This is a genomic window from Prevotella sp. C561, from assembly GCF_000224595.1.
GTDB lineage: Bacteria > Bacteroidota > Bacteroidia > Bacteroidales > Bacteroidaceae > Prevotella > Prevotella jejuni.
In genome coordinates this window covers 72,536-90,014 of record NZ_JH114141.1, presented here as the reverse complement: position 1 = coordinate 90,014, position 17,479 = coordinate 72,536, and the positions used below count along the sequence as shown (strand labels likewise).

The window sequence follows — 17,479 nt, the reverse complement described above, 5'->3', positions numbered from 1 at the left end:
AGTGTTGGGTGTTAATGAAGTGCGCATCTGAGGGAACATGTTTGACGGGTGGTGGGTGTTGAGTGTTGGGTGTTGATGAGGTGCGCATCTAAGGGAACATGTTTGACGGGTGGTGGGTGTTGAGTGTTGGGTGTTGATGAGGTGCGCATCTGAGGGAACGTGTTTGACGAGTGATGAGTGTTGAGTGATGGGTGTTGATGAAGTGTGCATCTGGGGGAACATGTTTGTTGGGTGATAGGTGTTGAGTGTTAGGTGTTGATGAAGTGCGCATCTGAGGGAACATGTTTGGTTGTGGGGTTGGATGATGGATGTTGAGTGTTGGTTGTTGATAAAGTGCGCATCAGAGGGAACATGTTTGGTGGGGGAGTTTGCTCGGATGCTGTATGTTAAACGATGCGAGGAGGGATTCTGTGGTAGAGTGGGGGATAAGCTGAAACTGTAATATTGTAATGCAAGCAGAATGAAGATGCTATTTAGTATGTTGAAATTAAGTAAGTTTCGATATCTCCTTTCGATAGTTTTGATAATAAGCTGTTATATTAGGTTTACAAGCATACGTGTGATAGCTTAAAAGAAGAGTAATGTTTTTTGTGAGAATAAGACTTCACTTATTTCTCAATCAGCGGTCGGAAGACTTGAGGAAACGTTCCGTGTTTCGCTTGTTGTTCAAGAAAAGCCTTTATATCTGAGAAGTTCTTGTATTTTTCTTCTTGGGAAATCATATCTTTAAGAATGTCATAGCTCCACGGTGCAGGGTAGCTCCAAAGGAGGCTGATGTAACGAGGTTGACCGTAATGTGTCTTCTCTTTGGCTGCTGCTTGGCAGATGGTCTTTACATACCATTCAAAGTCTGGGTCCTCCCACTTCTTAAGAAGCCAATAAGCTTGGTCGGTCATTCGCCCATTCTTCTTCAGATCGCGCTCCAGAAACTTATTGATTCGAGCGATATCGTTCTTGTTCTTGTATCGAGCGAGGAACATCAAAACCCCGTCATTGCCTTTGTCAGCCTCTTTGATGATGGTTGGGTAATAGGATTTGAGTGGTTGGAGGTCCTGAAGGAAGGCATTTTCATATCCATATTTTTTCATATAATCAAAGAACACTAAGCTGTCAATGGCTGCTTGCTGTTGTGCTGGTAGGTCCTCGTCTACGTTACTATAGTAGACGCTGAGAATAGAACGGTGGAAGGGAACTTTGAATTCTTCTTCAGAGCTGGATATACAGTTTACTCTTGTTGTGTCGTTTATAGCCTGTTTAAGAATGTTGAATATTTGCCCATTGGGTTTCTCCAACAGGATTTTGAATGCCCAAAGGCGTGTGATACGCGAAGGACTTGTTTGGGCAATCTCAGCCAATTGGTCGCTTGTAGCATTGTAGCGCAATGAGTCAGCATAGTCAAATTGCATTAAACGATAATAACTATCGTGCCCTACAGTCTCATCCATGGAAAAGAAAGTCTCCTTGTTTAAGGCGTCAAGAGCCATTGCAAGCGTTTTAAGCGACTCTTCCGTTTGTGGTCTTCCACTTCTGACAGTACGTCTTTCCTTTAGATATCTGTCGTACAGTGGTTGGAAGATAAGAGGGATAGGTCCTTCCTTAGCATACTTTATAAAGTGTTCCTTTATTTCGTGAATGTTACTATATCTGTCTTTACCAGAAAGGATATTCTCGAGAAGTTGATAGCTCCAAGGTGCAGGATATTGCCAAAGAAGCGGGAAATACTCTCTTACGCTAAAGTAATCTGGTTTACCAATAACGGCTTGACAAACGATTTTTGCGTATTCTTCAAAGTCTGGTTTGCCCCATTCTTCGAGGATTTCACGGGTATCGTATGTCAGTCGCTTGTTCTCCTCAAAGTCAGCTTGTAGCAACTTACTGATACGCTCTCGGTCGTTAGGATTCTTATATTTGATGAGCAATGGCAGGACTTCTACCTGTCCGTTGTCGGCAGCTTCGACTACAGCTGCATAGTATTTCTGTTTAGGTTTGAAGTGTTTGAGTATTCCAGAGGAATATCCATAACGCTTCATATAGTCGAAGAAAGCTAAACTATCTATCGTCTCCTGCATTTCTGGTGTCTGACTGTTCACTTGGTCAAAATAGTAGAGAGAGAAAGCTCTGAGGTTAAAAGGTTTCTTGGTATATAAACAATAACTCATCTGCTCAGTCTCTGTGGTGTCGTTGATAGCCGCTTTAAGGACATCATAGACTTGCTTGTGAGGTTTCTCTAACAAGATTCTGAAAGCCCAAAGACGAGTGGCAGGATTAGGATTTGTCTTAGCTATCTCGGCTAATTGGTCTGGTGTGGCGTGACGGCGCAGCCAATCAGCGTAGTCAAATTGTTTAGAGCGATGATGTTCTGGACCGAGTACGTAGGTAACAGCAAAGATCTCATACTTGTTTATGGAGTCGATAGCCATCTGAATGCTGTCTGGCCTCTCGTGTACATCAGTCTTACCACTTCTGAAACTACTACCAAGAAGTGTTATAGAGAGGAGTGTTGCGACAAGGCAAACAGGTTGTTTAAGGTTGAACTTTTTAATTCTTTGAACTTTGAGCATAGAACTTTGAACTTTGAGGTTTGAACATTGAACTTTATGATTAGCGACTACGAATTTCTCGAATAACACGAATCATTTATTATACTTTGAACATTGAACTTTATGATTTGAACTTCGAACAACTACGAATGGCACTAATGGCACGAATCCTTATTGTTCTTTGAACTTTATGATTTGGGTTTATAGCTTTTTCTTTTCTCATAGTAGGTAATCATCATTATGAATTACTATTCTTGTTTTCCAGTCAGTGTATAGCCGAGTCGGGCGTTAAGTCGGTGGGCAAGTTGTTTTATCTTCTTCCGTTCGGGTTCTATTGTGTCGTCGTAAAGCTGTTCGATGACACGGATAGGGGCAATGGTGTCGCTGGGCAATGGGTCTTCTTGTATTTCGGAAGGGCAATAGAAAGCGATGACATTCAATGAATCGTAAACTTTGATAGAGTCGGGATTGCTGTAACTATAGAATGATATTCTCTTTTCTGTTAGCCCGCTAACCTTGTAAACAGCCGTCATGTTGTTGTCGAAGAAATCGTATTGGTATCGCCTTGTAAGGTAATCACCATCTTTACAGAAGTAGGTCGGTGGGAGAAAAATGTCACCCCCTATGACTTGAAGGAAAATAGCAAATAGCCACAGAACAATGCCTATCAGCGCACTGTAAAGGCGTATCACCAGCTTCCTTTTGCTTTTCCGTGCAGCAATCATCAGTGCTATTGGTGACAGAAGAGCAGCCCAAATTGGTATGTAAGTCAGTCCCCACCGCAGGTGTACGTCTTCGGGTAGCAGGATATAAATCAGTCCACAGAGGAATATTGCACCAAGGTGTAAGCCCATTGCAAGCGATAGTTCTTTGCGTTGAACAAAGTCTTTTATCCTATTCCATTGTGGTTTTTGCATATTGTTAAAGTTAGTTATGGGACAAATTTACGTTTTTCTACATTAATAAGCAAGTATTTGTTATGTTTTTTGTGGTTCTCACTATCTATTCTTTTTTATCCTCCGATATAGAAGACCCTTTTATCATACTCCTTCGAAGTGGTGGATAACGCTTTGAAAAACCATTAGATAATTTCAAGTAAAACCTCTATAAATAAGGATAAAAACACATCTCGTGGTGTGAGGGGGTGTTCTTTGTTGCTGTTATCTTTGTTGCATTTATTTTCGATAGGCAGACGGGAACGAGGGGGGGTATGATAATATAATCAATATCGCCTGCCCCTGTTATGTTGTAGTAGGACTTCTCTTAATGGTGAGGTTGCATTATCTGCCAGAAAAGACATATAGAGTACCATTGACGGGGTATTCTACTTATAAGGGTAACAGTATTTACTTTAGGTTTAAGGGGCAAGCCACGAAACGGACTTACTCGCTTACGGGCTATGACCTCACGACTATTTGTGAACGATATGATGTTGAATTATGTCTAAAAGAACCACTCCCAACAGTTTATTATGTGTCTGGAATCGACCTTTGTAAGCGTGATAGTACTTTCAAATAGTTAAAACATTTCGTTAGTCATTTACCCTCTTTATTCGTCGAAACGCTTGTGACGGATGCAGAAGAGGCTCTTCTTTGTTTGAGAACATGCCCTTCAAGGGGCAAGAAGACGCCCTTCTTGGGGCAAGAAAGGCGTCTTCTCCAATGCTGTTTGTAATGTGTTGATTTGTTGATGATTACAAGTTTGGTTTTAGTAGATAGCTTGGGCTTACTTTGAGGATGTTTTGTTAGATTTTATGTCATAATTTTTCTGAGTCTTCAGTGTTTAGGAGTGATTTTCTCTCTCACAGTGTTTAGAACGCAAGAGATTCGTTGGGTGTTTTATCTCTCACAGATTTTCACAGATGAACAGAAGCCTTTCTGCGAACAGTGAGAACCCACAAACGTCTGCAGGCAGACGACAGATATCACAGAATTTATTGCTATGTATCACAGAATGTTACACCCATCATTAGCTGTAATGCTCTGTGCTATCGGTTGACTTAATGTCTCTGTGCGTCTTTGGGTATTCTGTTCTTCTGTGTAGTTCTGTGAGAAAAGAACACAAGGGGATCGTTGGAAATTTTCTCTCTCACAGATTTTCACAGATGAACAGAAGCCTTTCTGCGAACAGGGAGAGCAGGCAGAGAAGAACTGGCCCCTCCCCCGTCCGCTCCCCCGAAGGGAGGGGCGTGATCACCGAGATACCCCTATGGTTAATCATCAACACCCAACATTGAACACCCAACACCCATCTTTAGCTGTAACGCTCTGTGCTATCGGTTGACTTAATGTCTCTGTGCGCCTTTGGGTATTCTGTTCTTCTGTGTAGGTCTGTGAGAAAAAGAATAAAGTGAGAACATGAGAGATAGCGGCTCCTCCTTTTTCCCCTCCCCCGAAGGGAAGGGGCGTGATCACCGAGAGACCCCTATGGCTAATCATCAACACCTAACACCCTTCACCCAACACCCATCAGAATCCTCAATCCCAGCCCCTCTTCGAATGGAGAGGGGAGTGATCACTGAGGTTACCCCTCCTTCGTTGCTTGTTTTGTGATTGACTCTTTTCGGCTACAGAGACGGATGTTAGGGTGGAAAGTAGAATGATTAATTTATTATTTGAAAGGTGAGATGAAACAAAAAAAAGGCTGAACCTCTTTCGAAGTTCAGCCTTATCTTTATACTTGTAATCACGCTTATACGAAGCTGATGACACCCTCAACAGTGCCCTCTTGGCTATCGTTGTCTTCAGCATCCTGCTCAGGAGTACTGATGCGCTTGATGTCTTTAATCATCTGTTTCGTTCGCTTGTAGGTAGGAGTGTTCTCAACAGCGAGGATAACATCCTCATTGTCGAGCTCATCTGCAGTAAAACGATAGATGTGTGGACGGTGCTTGTATTGAGAGTTGTTATTGTCTTTGTAGAAACGGTCACGACGGTCACGACGTTCAGCTGCCTTCTCCTCCTCCTCAGCAAGGCGAGCAGCATCCTCTTGAGTCTGCTTCTTGATATGGCTACCCATACCATCAACATCCTCGATACCGAAGCCTGTTGCGAGGATAGTAACCTTAACCTTCTTATCAAGTTCAGGGTCGATAGCAAGTCCCCACTTCAACTCGAAATCAGCACTGAAATGGTTCATGAACTCTGTCACATCGCCCATCTCCTCCATTGTCAAGCCAGGGTTGTCCTTGTCGTCACTGTTGAAGTTGATAGAGAGCAGAATCTTCTTTGACTTATAAACATCGTTATCGTTGAGCAATGGAGAGTTGAGGGCATCCTCAATCGCCTGCTTCACACGTCCTTCACCCTCTCCGTAGCCAGTAGACATGATAGCCACACCACCATCTTTGAGGACAGTCTTGACATCATTGAAGTCGAGGTTCATGATACCATGCACTGTGATAATCTCAGCAATACTCTTAGCTGCAACACTCAGGGTGTCGTCTGCCTTGCGAAAACCATTGAGCAAGCTCAGTTCTGGGTAGATTTCTCTCAGGCGTTCGTTGTTGATAACGAGTAGCGCATCAACATGTTTTGCCATCTCTTCAACGCCATCCAAGGCCTGATCAATCTTCTTAGCACCCTCGAAACGGAACGGGATAGTAACGATACCAACGGTGAGGATACCTAATTCCTTACTGATACGTGCGATGACAGGAGCAGCACCCGTACCCGTACCACCACCCATACCAGCAGTGATAAACGCCATCTTCGTACCATCATTGAGCATGTTTTTGATATCCTCGCTCGTATCTTCAGCCGCTTGGCGTGCACGTTCAGGGCGGTTTCCAGCACCAAGTCCTTCATCACCCAATTGCAGGTGCACTGGAACAGGAGAGTCGTTGAGGGCTTGTGCATCTGTGTTGCAGAGAACGAAGGTCACGTCGTGGATACCTTCTCTGTACATGTGGTTCACGGCATTGCCGCCACCACCACCGACACCAATGACCTTGATGATGCTATCGGCTACATCGCCATCACCGAAGTCTAATATATCCATTTTATTATTGTTGTCTGCCATAACAGTCTGTTATCTATGTTTATGATCAATATTCATTTTCTTGTGTGCAGGAGAGAAGAGTGTTTACTCGTCGTCTTCTTCTGCCATAATCTTCTTAACGAACTCCTTAGATTTGTGTGTGAACTTGTTCCAGAAGCTATTGCGACGCTTCTCCTCTTCAAGTTCGCGCTCTCTTGCTTCCTCCTCCTCACGTAGTTTGCGTTCTTCCTCCTCACGTTTACGACGTTCAGCTTCCGCCTTCTTTTTCTCTTCAGGAGTAGGGACGATACCCTGACCTTGTCTTGCAGCAGTAGAAGGAGTGTAAGGTTGTTCGATAGGAGTTGCTACTGCAATCTCCTCATTATTAAAGAGATTGGTCTGTGCAGGGTTGTATTCAGCGCCAGCACAGTTCATGTCGCCCTTAGCAAGCAGTCCGAGAATAGTATTCATGTTACCATTTCTTGCAGTGATGTCCGCATTGCTTGAAGAGATAGTATGTGTGACAAAGTTCGCTTTACGTATCTTGTCGATATGAGTAGTATTGCGCATGCAACGTTCAATGTTCTTGAGATTCATGCCGCCACCTGTCAGGATGATACCACCAAGGAGTTTGTCGGCATATTCAGAAGGTACCTGATACCACACGTTTTCAACGATCTCATTGATACGAGCTTCTACAATCTCAATGAACTTACGACTGTCAACAGAGCGTTCAGCGTCGATAGAATACTTTAATGTATTATCGATATCGTTATTCTCAGTAAAGGCAGAACCATACTTAAGCTTCATAGCCTCAGCATCCTTCTCCTCCATCTGTAGGCTTGCGATGTCCTTCGTGATATTGTTACCACCCAAAGGAATGACAGCCAAGTGGCGAAGGATATTCTTATAGTAGACAGAGACCGTAGTTGTATCAGCACCAAAGTCGACCAGTACACAGCCACCACGCTTCTCAGCCTCGCTTAATACTGCATCGGCCAAGGCCAAAGGAGCAAGGTACATCTCAGCGATAGAGATGCCAGACTTCTCAAAGCTGTTATTGAGATTATCGTAGAAAGCCTTGCGCCAAAGGATGTTAAGGAAATTACCCTCAAGTCGAGAAGCCTTAATACCTACTGGGTCGAGAGAGTACTGGTTGTCAACTTTATACTCCTGAGTGGCAGCATCAAGGATCTCCTGGTCCGGATACGTCATGTTACGATTGGCATCCATCAACTCATTAATCATGTCAGAAGTAATGATAGTATCGGTTGGTAAGTCCTTTACTATGACGTTGCGAACGCTTCGTATGGACTGTCCTCCTACGCCAACGTAGACTTGAGAGATTTCATACTTCAGTTGTTTTCTTAGTTTGTTGATGATGCTGGTGAGGCACTGTCCTGTTTTATCGATGTTGTAAACGACACCCTTACGAATGCACTGTGTAGCGTCTTCTTTTACAACAGCAAGTACGGAAATACTGCCGTCAAGGTTTTTCTTGCCAGCAATACCCGTAATCTTTGATGAGCCTAATTCAATGGCTACTATAAACTCTGCCATATTCGTTAAGTATTTTGTTGCTTATTTATATTCTCTAAATTGTTAGCTATTTATTCAGTCAGACCGTCAGAAGCATTCTCTTGTCGCTTCACTTCCGTACGAGCCTTCTCCCTTTCCTCCTCTTCTGTGCGTTGTACGTCTTCTACCTTTTCAGACTTAGCTTTTTTAATAACCTCGTCCTCTTCAGCCTTTTCAGCCTTTTCGTCACGTTTCCTACAGATGATTTGGTTGTCGAATTCAATGTCTATGTAAGAATACTTGTTCCATCCAGCTTGCGAGAGTCCATATCGATAGAACTTCTCTAAGCGTGATAATTTCTTTGTCACAAAGACATTGATATCGTGTTTACGTTTCCACGGACCATTGTTCTTAGGCAGATAACCCATGAAAATGATGTGATTACCGACTCGGGGGACTAATTCGATCCCTCTGTCAGGCAGTACGTTAATCTGTTCTATCTGGTTGAGCCATAATGGAGAGGCATTGATAGCCATTGCCAAAGGGGCTATATACAGACGTGCAAAATTGTTGTCTATATTACCAGTAGCGATAATCAAGTCGCTTGTGTACTTAGAGTTAGGGAGTATCCCTCCGTTATCATCAAGATAGTAGTCAGCCCCAGTGTTACTCTTGATGCGTATAATCGGCATACGTTGCGTAATTTGGATATTGACCTGACCATCTTTTGTTATGTAGCACTGCGCTGTCTTGATAAAAGGTCCCACCTTTAATGCTTCCTCAATGTGACGAGGATTGATGTCTTTTACCTTCTTATTAAGCGGATAGAGGTTTACCTTCTTTAATATCTGCTTGATTTCTCCTGCGGTAAGAAAGCCTGCGTTATTCGAGTCGGAGATGTTGATGTTCACTTGGGTACATAGCTCTTTGCTCTCATCAGGCTTGTTCCATGAGGTAACAGCCACGATGAGATAAATAGCCAGTAGGAAGTCCAGCGTAGTGATGATTATCTTTTTCCACCGAATGCGCATATCTATTCTCTCTTACTTACAGTGTTCTACGTTCTTATATTACTTCTTGTTGAGTATTTCAGCAATCTGTGGGACATAGTTATCGAGATTGCCTGCACCCAAAACGACCAACACATCGAAATCTCTTGACTCCACAAAGTTAAGTACATCATCCTTTTGTATCATCTGCTTCTTGACATCTGGACGCAGATTATCGTAGATGAGCTTACTTGTCACACCTGGGATAGGTTCTTCACGAGCAGGGTAAATCTCGGTCAAAACGACCTCATCAAAATGACTAAGTGCATCAGCGAATTCTTTGTAGAAATCGCGTGTGCGAGTATAAAGGTGAGGTTGGAAGATGACAGTAACCTTCTTGTCTGTATAGAGTTCCTTCAAACTCTTCGCACTCTGTAGTATCTCCTTTGGATGATGCGCATAGTCAGAGAGGAAAACATGGCGGTCGTTCTTAATCTTAAAGTCGAAACGGCGGTCAACACCACCGTAGGTCTTCATGCCATTGCGAAGCTCTTCTGCAGTACAACCATTGAGTTGTGCCATAGCCATAGCAGAGATACCATTCTCTATGTTGATAGGAATAGGTTGTCCAAGTTCTACATCCTTTACGTTTTCGATAGGGGAAACGAAATCAAAGGTGATAGTTCCGTTTGCAATTCGTATGTTCTCAGCATGGAAATCACCCTCGTCACGACTGTATTCATAGGTTCTTACCCCCTCTTGTACGTTCGGTTTCATCTCTAAGTCCTTATGGATAATGAGTGCACCACCCTTTTTGATGAGTTCTGTATAATGACGGAAACTCTCAAGATAAGCCTCCTTAGTACCATAGATATCCAAATGGTCGGGGTCGGTAGAGGTGATAACGGTCATCCAAGGACGCAGCCAATGGAACGAACGGTCGAACTCGTCGGCCTCAATGACTACAAAGTCGCTGTGGTCAGAGAGGATGTAGTTGGTGCCATAGTTCTTAGAGATGCCCCCAAGGAAGGCATTACAGTCCAAATGACTCTGGTGCATTAGGTGTGCGCACATACTTGACGTGGTCGTTTTCCCATGTGTTCCTGCAAAGCAAAGACCCTTGTGTGTGCGGGTAAGAGTACCTAACACTTGTGCACGCTTCTGTATCTCAAAGCCGTTCTCACGGAAATAAACCAGTTCAGCATGCTTAGCTGGGATGGCAGGGGTGTAGACAACCAACGTAGACGATGGTTCTTTACAGGCTGCTGGGATAAGTTCTACATTCTCTTCATAGTGAATGTTCATCCCTTCTTTCTCCAGTGTGTGTGTGAGTTCGGATGGTGTTTTGTCATATCCCGCCACTATCAACCCTTTATGAAGGAAATAGCGAGCTATAGCACTCATACCGATGCCACCCGCACCAACGAAGTAAACTGATTTAATATCTTTGAGTTCCATGTGTTATATATTCTTTTTCTGTCTTTTGTTTGATGGTAGCTTTGTGTTTCACTACCGTTTCTTGCATTGCTATTGGGTGAGTATGTGTATTAAGCCTTTATGAGTTTGATAACCTCATCAGCAATAATCTCAGCAGAGTCTTTCAGCCCCATCTTCTTAACATGCTCACTTAGACTTGCTAACTTCTCGTCATTTGTGATCGTCTCAAGGGCAAGCTTTATCAATGTGTCAGGTGCTTCAGCATCCTTTACACAGAGGGCAGCATCTTTGTTGACTAACGCCATAGCGTTCTTGGTCTGGTGGTCTTCTGCCACATTAGGACTCGGAACTAAGATAACTGGCTTGCCAATGAGTTGGAACTCACTGATAGAACTTGCGCCAGCGCGGCTGATAACGAGGTCAGCAGCCTTATAAGCAGCTCCCATATCACTGATGAAATCCATTATCTTCAGGTTGGGTAATTCCTTACCCTTCATCGAATCCAATATCTGTTGATGGTAGAATTTACCAGTCTGCCAGATGAATTGTACGTCTGACTGTGCTATGAGGTCGAGGTGTTCGATGACAGAACGATTGATGGTCCTTGCTCCCAGACTACCACCCACAAGTAGGATGGTCTTTTTGTTAGGGTTGAGACCGAAGCTCTCGCGTGCCTCTTCGATAGAAAGTGGGGTAGAGAGGACGTTCTGTCGGACAGGGTTACCCGTCATGATAATCTTGTCTGCAGGGAAGAAACGGTCCATTCCTTCGTAAGCAACACAAATCTTTTTCACACGCTTCGCCAATAGCTTGTTCGTTACCCCAGCGTATGAGTTCTGCTCTTGGATAAGACATGGGATGCCCATCTTGGCACATTCGTAGAGTGTTGCACCACTGGCATAACCACCAACACCCACAGCAACCTGTGGCTTGAAGTCTTTAATGATGCGACGAGCCATACGAAGACTCTTCCAAAGCTTGTAGAGTACTTCAAAGTTCTTTAACTTGTGTGCACGGTCGAAGCCTTTGATAGGTAGACCTTTTATCTCATATCCTGCGGCAGGGACGCGTTGCATCTCCATACGACCATCTGCGCCCACAAAGAGAATCTTCGCTTCTGGGTGCTTCGCTTTGATGGCGTTGGCAATAGACACAGCCGGAAAGATATGTCCTCCCGTACCGCCACCGCTGATGATTATTCTTAATTCCTCGTCCATGTGTAATCTTCTTTATATCTTACAAAGGTAATCATTTTTTTTATCTTCGCTCAACTTTACCCTTCCTTTTTATTTTTCTCTGTCAATTAGACAGTTGCGTGAGAAAGATTTTCGGCTGAACTCTTGTCTTCCTTCTTCTTCTTTGCAGAGCGACTTACGCTTAGTATGACACCAATGTAGATGCAGTTTATTATCGTTGAGGTACCACCCTTACTAATGAGTGGTAGAGGTTGTCCTGTTACTGGGGCTAATCCAACAGCTACTAACATGTTGAATAAGGCCTGTGTAACCAAGAGGAAGGCTATTCCCATTGCTAAGAACGCTGGGAAAGTGTTCTCACATCTGTTGGCGATGATACCCGTTCTGAAGAGAAGGATGATATAGAGTAAAGCCACAAAGATAGCTCCTTCGATTCCCATCTCCTCTATGATGATAGCATAGATGAAGTCGGAGAAGGCCTGTGAGAGGAAGTCTCGCTCGTTGGAATTGCCTGGTCCTTTTCCTAAAACATCTGATGAAGCGATGGCAATGTTGGCATGTGCGACCTGTGCATCCTTATCCAAATCGTAGTCTTTAGGTGCTACATATTCATTATTAAAGAACTTCTTTATACGAGCCTTCCATGTGTCAGCACGGTGAAGCGTTTTCCCAATGAAGCCAGGTGACTCTTTCGGCTGTGCTGCCACCGTCTGTTCCGTAAGGTTCTGTTTGTCGGGTAGATCGTCTTCCACCTTCTTGTCATCACCAACCAACATCACTAAGGATAGTGCTAAGACGCCAAATAAGGCAATGATGCCTACCAACCGACCTAATTGCTTGAGTGGAACTCTCCCTACAAACATCATCAGAATAACCGTCAGGGCAATGAGCATCGCCGTAGAAAGGTTCTCAAAGAGAATCAAAAGAATGATACCACTTGAGAGTAACATGATGTATTTGAAGGCTTTACGGTCTGCTCCGTGATCTGTTTGCATAGCACTAAGCACCTGTGCAACTGCTAAGACCAATGCACCTTTGGCTAATTCGGAGGGTTGAAATTGTAGACCAGCAAGCGTAATCCATCTGTTTGCGCCATTTGTTGTTTGTCCTGCTACAAGCACCCAGATAAGCATTAGCGTCGAGACGATAAGTACGATGGGTGTTATGAGCTTGAAATAGCGACACTTAATATTAAGTACAAACACCATCAAGACGATACCAACGATAAGAATACTGCAATGATAGATGATAGGACTCCAGTAGTTTCCCTTTGTGAACGACAGTGAGCTTGAAGCCGAGTAGACCTCAACGATACTGATGATACATAGGAAGAAGAAGACCATCCAGATTACTTTGTCTCCTTTAAAAATATTACTGAGAGATTTATTCTTCATTGTTTTGTTGTTCCTTATGGGATTTATTAGTCCAATTAGTCTTATTGGCCCAATTTAGTCTTATAAGCCCAATTAGCCAGATAAGTCTTTTCCTACAATGCTCTTACATAACTCTTGAACTGCTCGCCACGGTCTTCCATATTCTTAAAGAGGTCGAAGCTTGCACAACATGGGCTTAAAAGGACGGTATTGCCAGGCTTTGCTAATTCAGCACAAGCCGTCACACAATCCTTCATTGAGTGCGTGTCACGAACAGGAATACCGAGGCTATCGAAGTTGTCATGGAGTTTTTTATTATCAGCACCAAGGTAGACAAGTCCAATACACTTCTGCTTTACTAAGTCTTTCAATACGCTGTAGTCGTTGCCTTTGTCCTTACCACCAAGGATAAGAACGGTAGGTGTGTTCATACTCTCAAGTGCATACCAGCATGCATCAACGTTAGTTGCCTTTGAGTCGTTGATGTATTGCACTCCAGCCACCTTGCAGACCTTCTCTAATCTATGCTCTACACCAGGGAAATCGCTCAGACTCTTGCGGATGTTCTCTTTCTTTATACCACTGATGTCTGAGGCAATGCCGGCAGCAAGAGAGTTATAGATATTGTGCTTACCAGTCAAGGATAGGTCCTCTTGCTCCATGTTGAAGGGTTCAGGTTGCTCTATGGTGTATTGTCCTTCTTCGATATATCCAATGCTTCCCTTCTCTTTTAATTCAGAAAAAGGATAGCATACTGCATGCACATCAAATTTCTCTAACTCCTTCTTTATTACAGGGTCATCATTCCAATAGATGAAGCTGTCCTCCTTTGTCTGGTTCTGAATGATACGCATCTTGGCGTCGGCATAGTTCTCAAACTTATAGTCATACCGGTCCAGATGGTCGGGAGTGATATTGAGAAGGATAGCAATATTTGCACGGAAGTCGTACATATTGTCTAATTGGAAGCTACTTAACTCAATGATGTAATACTCATGTGGGTCTTCCGCAACCTGTAATGCAAGGCTGTTACCTATGTTTCCAGCCAATCCTGCATCGTATCCAGCATCCTTAAAGATATGATAAATGAGGCTTGTTGTGGTAGTTTTACCATTACTTCCAGTGATACAAATCATCTTAGAATTGGTATAGCGACCAGCAAACTCTATCTCGCTGATGATATGTGTACCTTGTGCCATCAGCTTCTGAACCATCGGCGCCTCTTTAGGAATACCCGGACTCTTAATGACTTCGTCTGCATTAAGAATCTTCTCTTCTGTATGCTGTCCTTCTTCCCATTCTATACCACGCTCGTCAAGCATCTTCTTATACTTGTCCTTAATGGCAGACATGTCTGAAACAAAGACGTCGAAACCTTCTTTCTTAGCCAATACAGCTGCGCCAGCTCCACTCTCACCGGCTCCAAGTATTACTATTCTTTTCATATATCTTTCCTTTCCTTACTCTTGCTTATGTAATGTTTTTGTTTGCTGGCTGCTTACCTCTCTTCGAGTAAACGGTTACTCGCCTCTTGGGTAGTGGTCAGCTGTGTGGTGTTTAGTATGAACACCAATTGTGCGAACGCCCCGCACATATCGTGCTGACGCCTCGCACGCCTCGTGCTTATCTTATCTTCAGTGTGATGATAGTCATTGCAGCGAGGATGATAGTCACAATGATGAAACGTAAGGTAATCTTACTCTCATGGATAGCACTATGGGGTTTCTTTAAGAGATACTTACATTCTGGGTCGAGTTGACTGTCTTGTGTGCGGAAGTTATCGTGTATAGGGGTGCGTTTGAAGATACGTTGTTTAACTCCTTTACGCTTTCCTAACTTGTAGTACCAAACCTGTACGATAACGCTTAAGCTCTCAACAAAGAATACACCACAGAGGATAGGGAGCATCAACTCCTTGTGAATGATGATAGCACCTACTGCGATGATACCGCCAATAGTAAGACTTCCTGTGTCGCCCATGAATACCTGTGCAGGATAAGCATTATACCAAAGGAAGCCAATCAGGGCACCTATGAAGGCCATAAAGAATACTACCAACTCTTCAGAACCTGGTATATACATGATGTTCAGGTAGGCGGCGTATTGTATATGACTACTTACGTAGGCTAAGATACCCAATACGACACCTATGATTGCGGAGTTTCCTGCGCACATTCCGTCCATTCCGTCATTGAGGTTGGCACCATTAGAGACGGCTGTAACGACGAAGATGGTCATAAGAACAAACAGTATCCAGCCTCCTGCAGTCTTGTAGGGACCTAAGAAACCCATAATCTCTGAATAGTCGAGATTATGTAGTTTGACAAACGGAATGGTTGTCTTGAGCGTTTTCTCAGCTTTTGCCTCATGCTTGATGACGATTTCTTTACCATTCTGGTTGGCTACTTCAAGGTTCAAGTTAGCTTTAACGTCAGGAGAAGCCCAAAGAACCAAACCTACGATAAGCCCGATAGTTACCTGTCCGATAATCTTGTATTTACCTTTCAAGCCTTCCTTGTCATGCCGAAATATCTTGATAAAATCGTCCATACCACCGAGGAATCCCAGCCATACGGTCGTTATTATCATTAACAACAGATAGATGTTACGTAGTCTACCTAACAAGATAACTGGAATCAGCAGTGCAACGATGATGATGATACCACCCATTGACGGTACACCAATCTTCTTGACGCCGAATGGGTCAATCTGCGCATCTCGTTGAACCTCTGTTATCTGTTTCTTCTTGAGGTATTTTATAAACCGTTCTCCAAACCATGCAGAGATGATAAGGGCTAATATCATTGCCAAGATAGAACGGAAACTGATGTATCCCCATAGATGGGAACCACTGATACCGAACTGGTCAAGCCAACGGAAGATATAATACAGCATGTTATTTCTTTTTTATTTATTCTTATTAGATGGTGTTCTTTAAATCAAAACAGCATTGTTGCTTATTTGATTCCAAAGATTTCACGGATGACCTCATGGTCATCGAAATGATGTTTCACACCATTTATCTCTTGATAGTTCTCATGTCCCTTACCTGCAACAAGGATAACATCACCCTTCTTCGCCATCATTGCTGCTGTACGGATGGCTTCCTTTCGGTCGACGATAGTAAGAACTTTCTTGCGTTGTGTCGTGTCCAGACCTGCGAGCATATCGTCGATGATAGCTTGAGGCTCTTCGTCACGTGGGTTGTCACTTGTCAGGATGACAGTGTCGCTTTGCTTTACTGCTTCCTGTGCCATCAATGGGCGCTTGCCCTTGTCACGGTGTCCACCAGCGCCACAGACCGTGATGACATGTCCACCTTTACCATCAAGTACGTCGTGAATAGCGTTGAGTACATTCTCTAATGCGTCTGGAGTATGAGCATAGTCGACAACAGCAGTGAAGCCTTCTGGTGATTGGATAGGTTCCAATCGACCGTTAACACTCTTCAGCGTACTCATTGCAATCAGTATCTCTTCAGGCTTCTTACCTAACATGATGGCTGCTCCATAGACAGCAAGAAGGTTGCTTACATTGAATTTACCAATGAACTGTACGCCCACTTCTTTACCATCAATCTCAAGGTACATACCCTCGAAGTGACACTCCAATATCTTTGCACGGAAGTCTGCCATGCGTTTGATAGAATAGGTCTTGACTGTTGCTTTGGTGTTCTGAACCATTATCATACCGTTCTTATCATCTGCATTGGTGATGGCAAAGGCATTCTTAGACAGACCATCGAAGAACATCTTCTTTGCATTACGATAGTTTTCGAATGTCTTATGATAGTCGAGATGGTCACGAGTGAGGTTGGTGAAGATGCCTCCAACAAAGTCTAATCCCCCAATACGATGCTGGTGAATGGCATGACTTGAACACTCCATGAACGCATACTCGCATCCTTCGTCAACCATTTTGGCAAGAAGACAGTTGAGCTCTATGGGGTCTGGTGTGGTATGACTGGCTGGGTATTCCTCGTCATTGATATAGTTACATACCGTAGAGAGCAACCCTACCTTATAACCGAACTCTCGGAACATCCTATATAATAAGGTAGCAATGGTCGTCTTACCATTTGTTCCAGTCACACCAACCAACTTTAGTTTGTGTGAAGGGTCTCCATAGAACATTGTGGCAACCTTGCCAGCATCCTCTTCAGTTGAAGCTACTTGAATGTATGTTACCTTATCATCCAATACCTCTGGCATGTCTTCGAGTAAGATGGCAACGGCTCCCAATTCAATAGCTTTGCTAATGAACTTATGTCCGTCTACTTGAGTTCCTTTCATTGCGATGAATAGATGGCCATTCTCAATCTTGCGGCTATCAATATTCACACCTTTAATCTCAATGTCTACATCACCTTTGCAAGCGATGGGCTTTACATTTGTAAGTAGTTTACTTAACTTCATATCTTTGTTCTATTCTTATTCGTTCTTTATAAT

At 43.5% G+C, this 17,479-nt stretch carries 12 protein-coding genes; 1 reads left to right on the top strand and 11 read right to left on the bottom strand.

The window, feature by feature from the left end; genetic code table 11:
* Positions 1 to 608: 608 nt before the first annotated feature.
* Complete coding sequence (locus tag HMPREF0666_RS16045; RefSeq protein ID WP_009010895.1) at positions 609 to 2,561, bottom strand: hypothetical protein; 1,953 nt, start codon at positions 2,559 to 2,561, stop codon at positions 609 to 611.
* A gap of 227 nt (positions 2,562 to 2,788) precedes the next feature.
* Positions 2,789 to 3,457, bottom strand: coding sequence for a hypothetical protein (locus HMPREF0666_RS03275; RefSeq protein ID WP_009010894.1), 669 nt, complete (start codon positions 3,455 to 3,457; stop codon positions 2,789 to 2,791).
* Between the two features lie 349 nt (positions 3,458 to 3,806).
* Between HMPREF0666_RS03275 and HMPREF0666_RS17225 the strand changes: the two genes are divergently transcribed.
* Positions 3,807 to 4,058 (top strand): hypothetical protein, encoded by a 252-nt coding sequence (locus HMPREF0666_RS17225; protein ID WP_157600231.1) that lies wholly within the window; start codon positions 3,807 to 3,809, stop codon positions 4,056 to 4,058.
* A gap of 1,173 nt (positions 4,059 to 5,231) precedes the next feature.
* On the opposite strand, the gene ftsZ is transcribed toward HMPREF0666_RS17225, so the two are convergent.
* From ftsZ to HMPREF0666_RS03230, 9 genes are all read right to left on the bottom strand, one after another.
* Positions 5,232 to 6,560, bottom strand: coding sequence for a cell division protein FtsZ (ftsZ, locus tag HMPREF0666_RS03270; RefSeq protein ID WP_009010893.1), 1,329 nt, complete (start codon positions 6,558 to 6,560; stop codon positions 5,232 to 5,234).
* A 63-nt stretch (positions 6,561 to 6,623) separates the two neighbouring features.
* The gene (gene ftsA / locus HMPREF0666_RS03265; protein WP_009010892.1) at positions 6,624 to 8,078 is read right to left on the bottom strand and encodes a cell division protein FtsA; all 1,455 of its coding nucleotides are present in this window, start codon (positions 8,076 to 8,078) and stop codon (positions 6,624 to 6,626) included.
* 50 nt (positions 8,079 to 8,128) lie between these two features.
* Entirely contained in the window at positions 8,129 to 9,067 is a 939-nt protein-coding gene (locus tag HMPREF0666_RS03260) for a cell division protein FtsQ/DivIB (protein ID WP_009010891.1), read from the bottom strand.
* A gap of 39 nt (positions 9,068 to 9,106) precedes the next feature.
* The gene (gene murC, locus HMPREF0666_RS03255; RefSeq protein ID WP_009010890.1) at positions 9,107 to 10,483 is read right to left on the bottom strand and encodes a UDP-N-acetylmuramate--L-alanine ligase; all 1,377 of its coding nucleotides are present in this window, start codon (positions 10,481 to 10,483) and stop codon (positions 9,107 to 9,109) included.
* Between the two features lie 89 nt (positions 10,484 to 10,572).
* Complete coding sequence (murG, locus tag HMPREF0666_RS03250; RefSeq protein ID WP_009010889.1) at positions 10,573 to 11,679, bottom strand: undecaprenyldiphospho-muramoylpentapeptide beta-N-acetylglucosaminyltransferase; 1,107 nt, start codon at positions 11,677 to 11,679, stop codon at positions 10,573 to 10,575.
* Positions 11,680 to 11,765: 86 nt separating this feature from the next.
* A complete protein-coding gene (locus HMPREF0666_RS03245; protein WP_009010888.1) occupies positions 11,766 to 13,052 on the bottom strand; it encodes an FtsW/RodA/SpoVE family cell cycle protein in 1,287 nt (428 codons plus the stop codon).
* Positions 13,053 to 13,144: 92 nt separating this feature from the next.
* Positions 13,145 to 14,476 (bottom strand): UDP-N-acetylmuramoyl-L-alanine--D-glutamate ligase, encoded by a 1,332-nt coding sequence (gene murD / locus HMPREF0666_RS03240; protein WP_009010887.1) that lies wholly within the window; start codon positions 14,474 to 14,476, stop codon positions 13,145 to 13,147.
* A 178-nt stretch (positions 14,477 to 14,654) separates the two neighbouring features.
* Complete coding sequence (locus HMPREF0666_RS03235; protein WP_009010886.1) at positions 14,655 to 15,926, bottom strand: phospho-N-acetylmuramoyl-pentapeptide-transferase; 1,272 nt, start codon at positions 15,924 to 15,926, stop codon at positions 14,655 to 14,657.
* A gap of 62 nt (positions 15,927 to 15,988) precedes the next feature.
* Entirely contained in the window at positions 15,989 to 17,446 is a 1,458-nt protein-coding gene (locus HMPREF0666_RS03230; protein ID WP_009010885.1) for a UDP-N-acetylmuramoyl-L-alanyl-D-glutamate--2,6-diaminopimelate ligase, read from the bottom strand.
* Positions 17,447 to 17,479 lie beyond the last annotated feature (33 nt).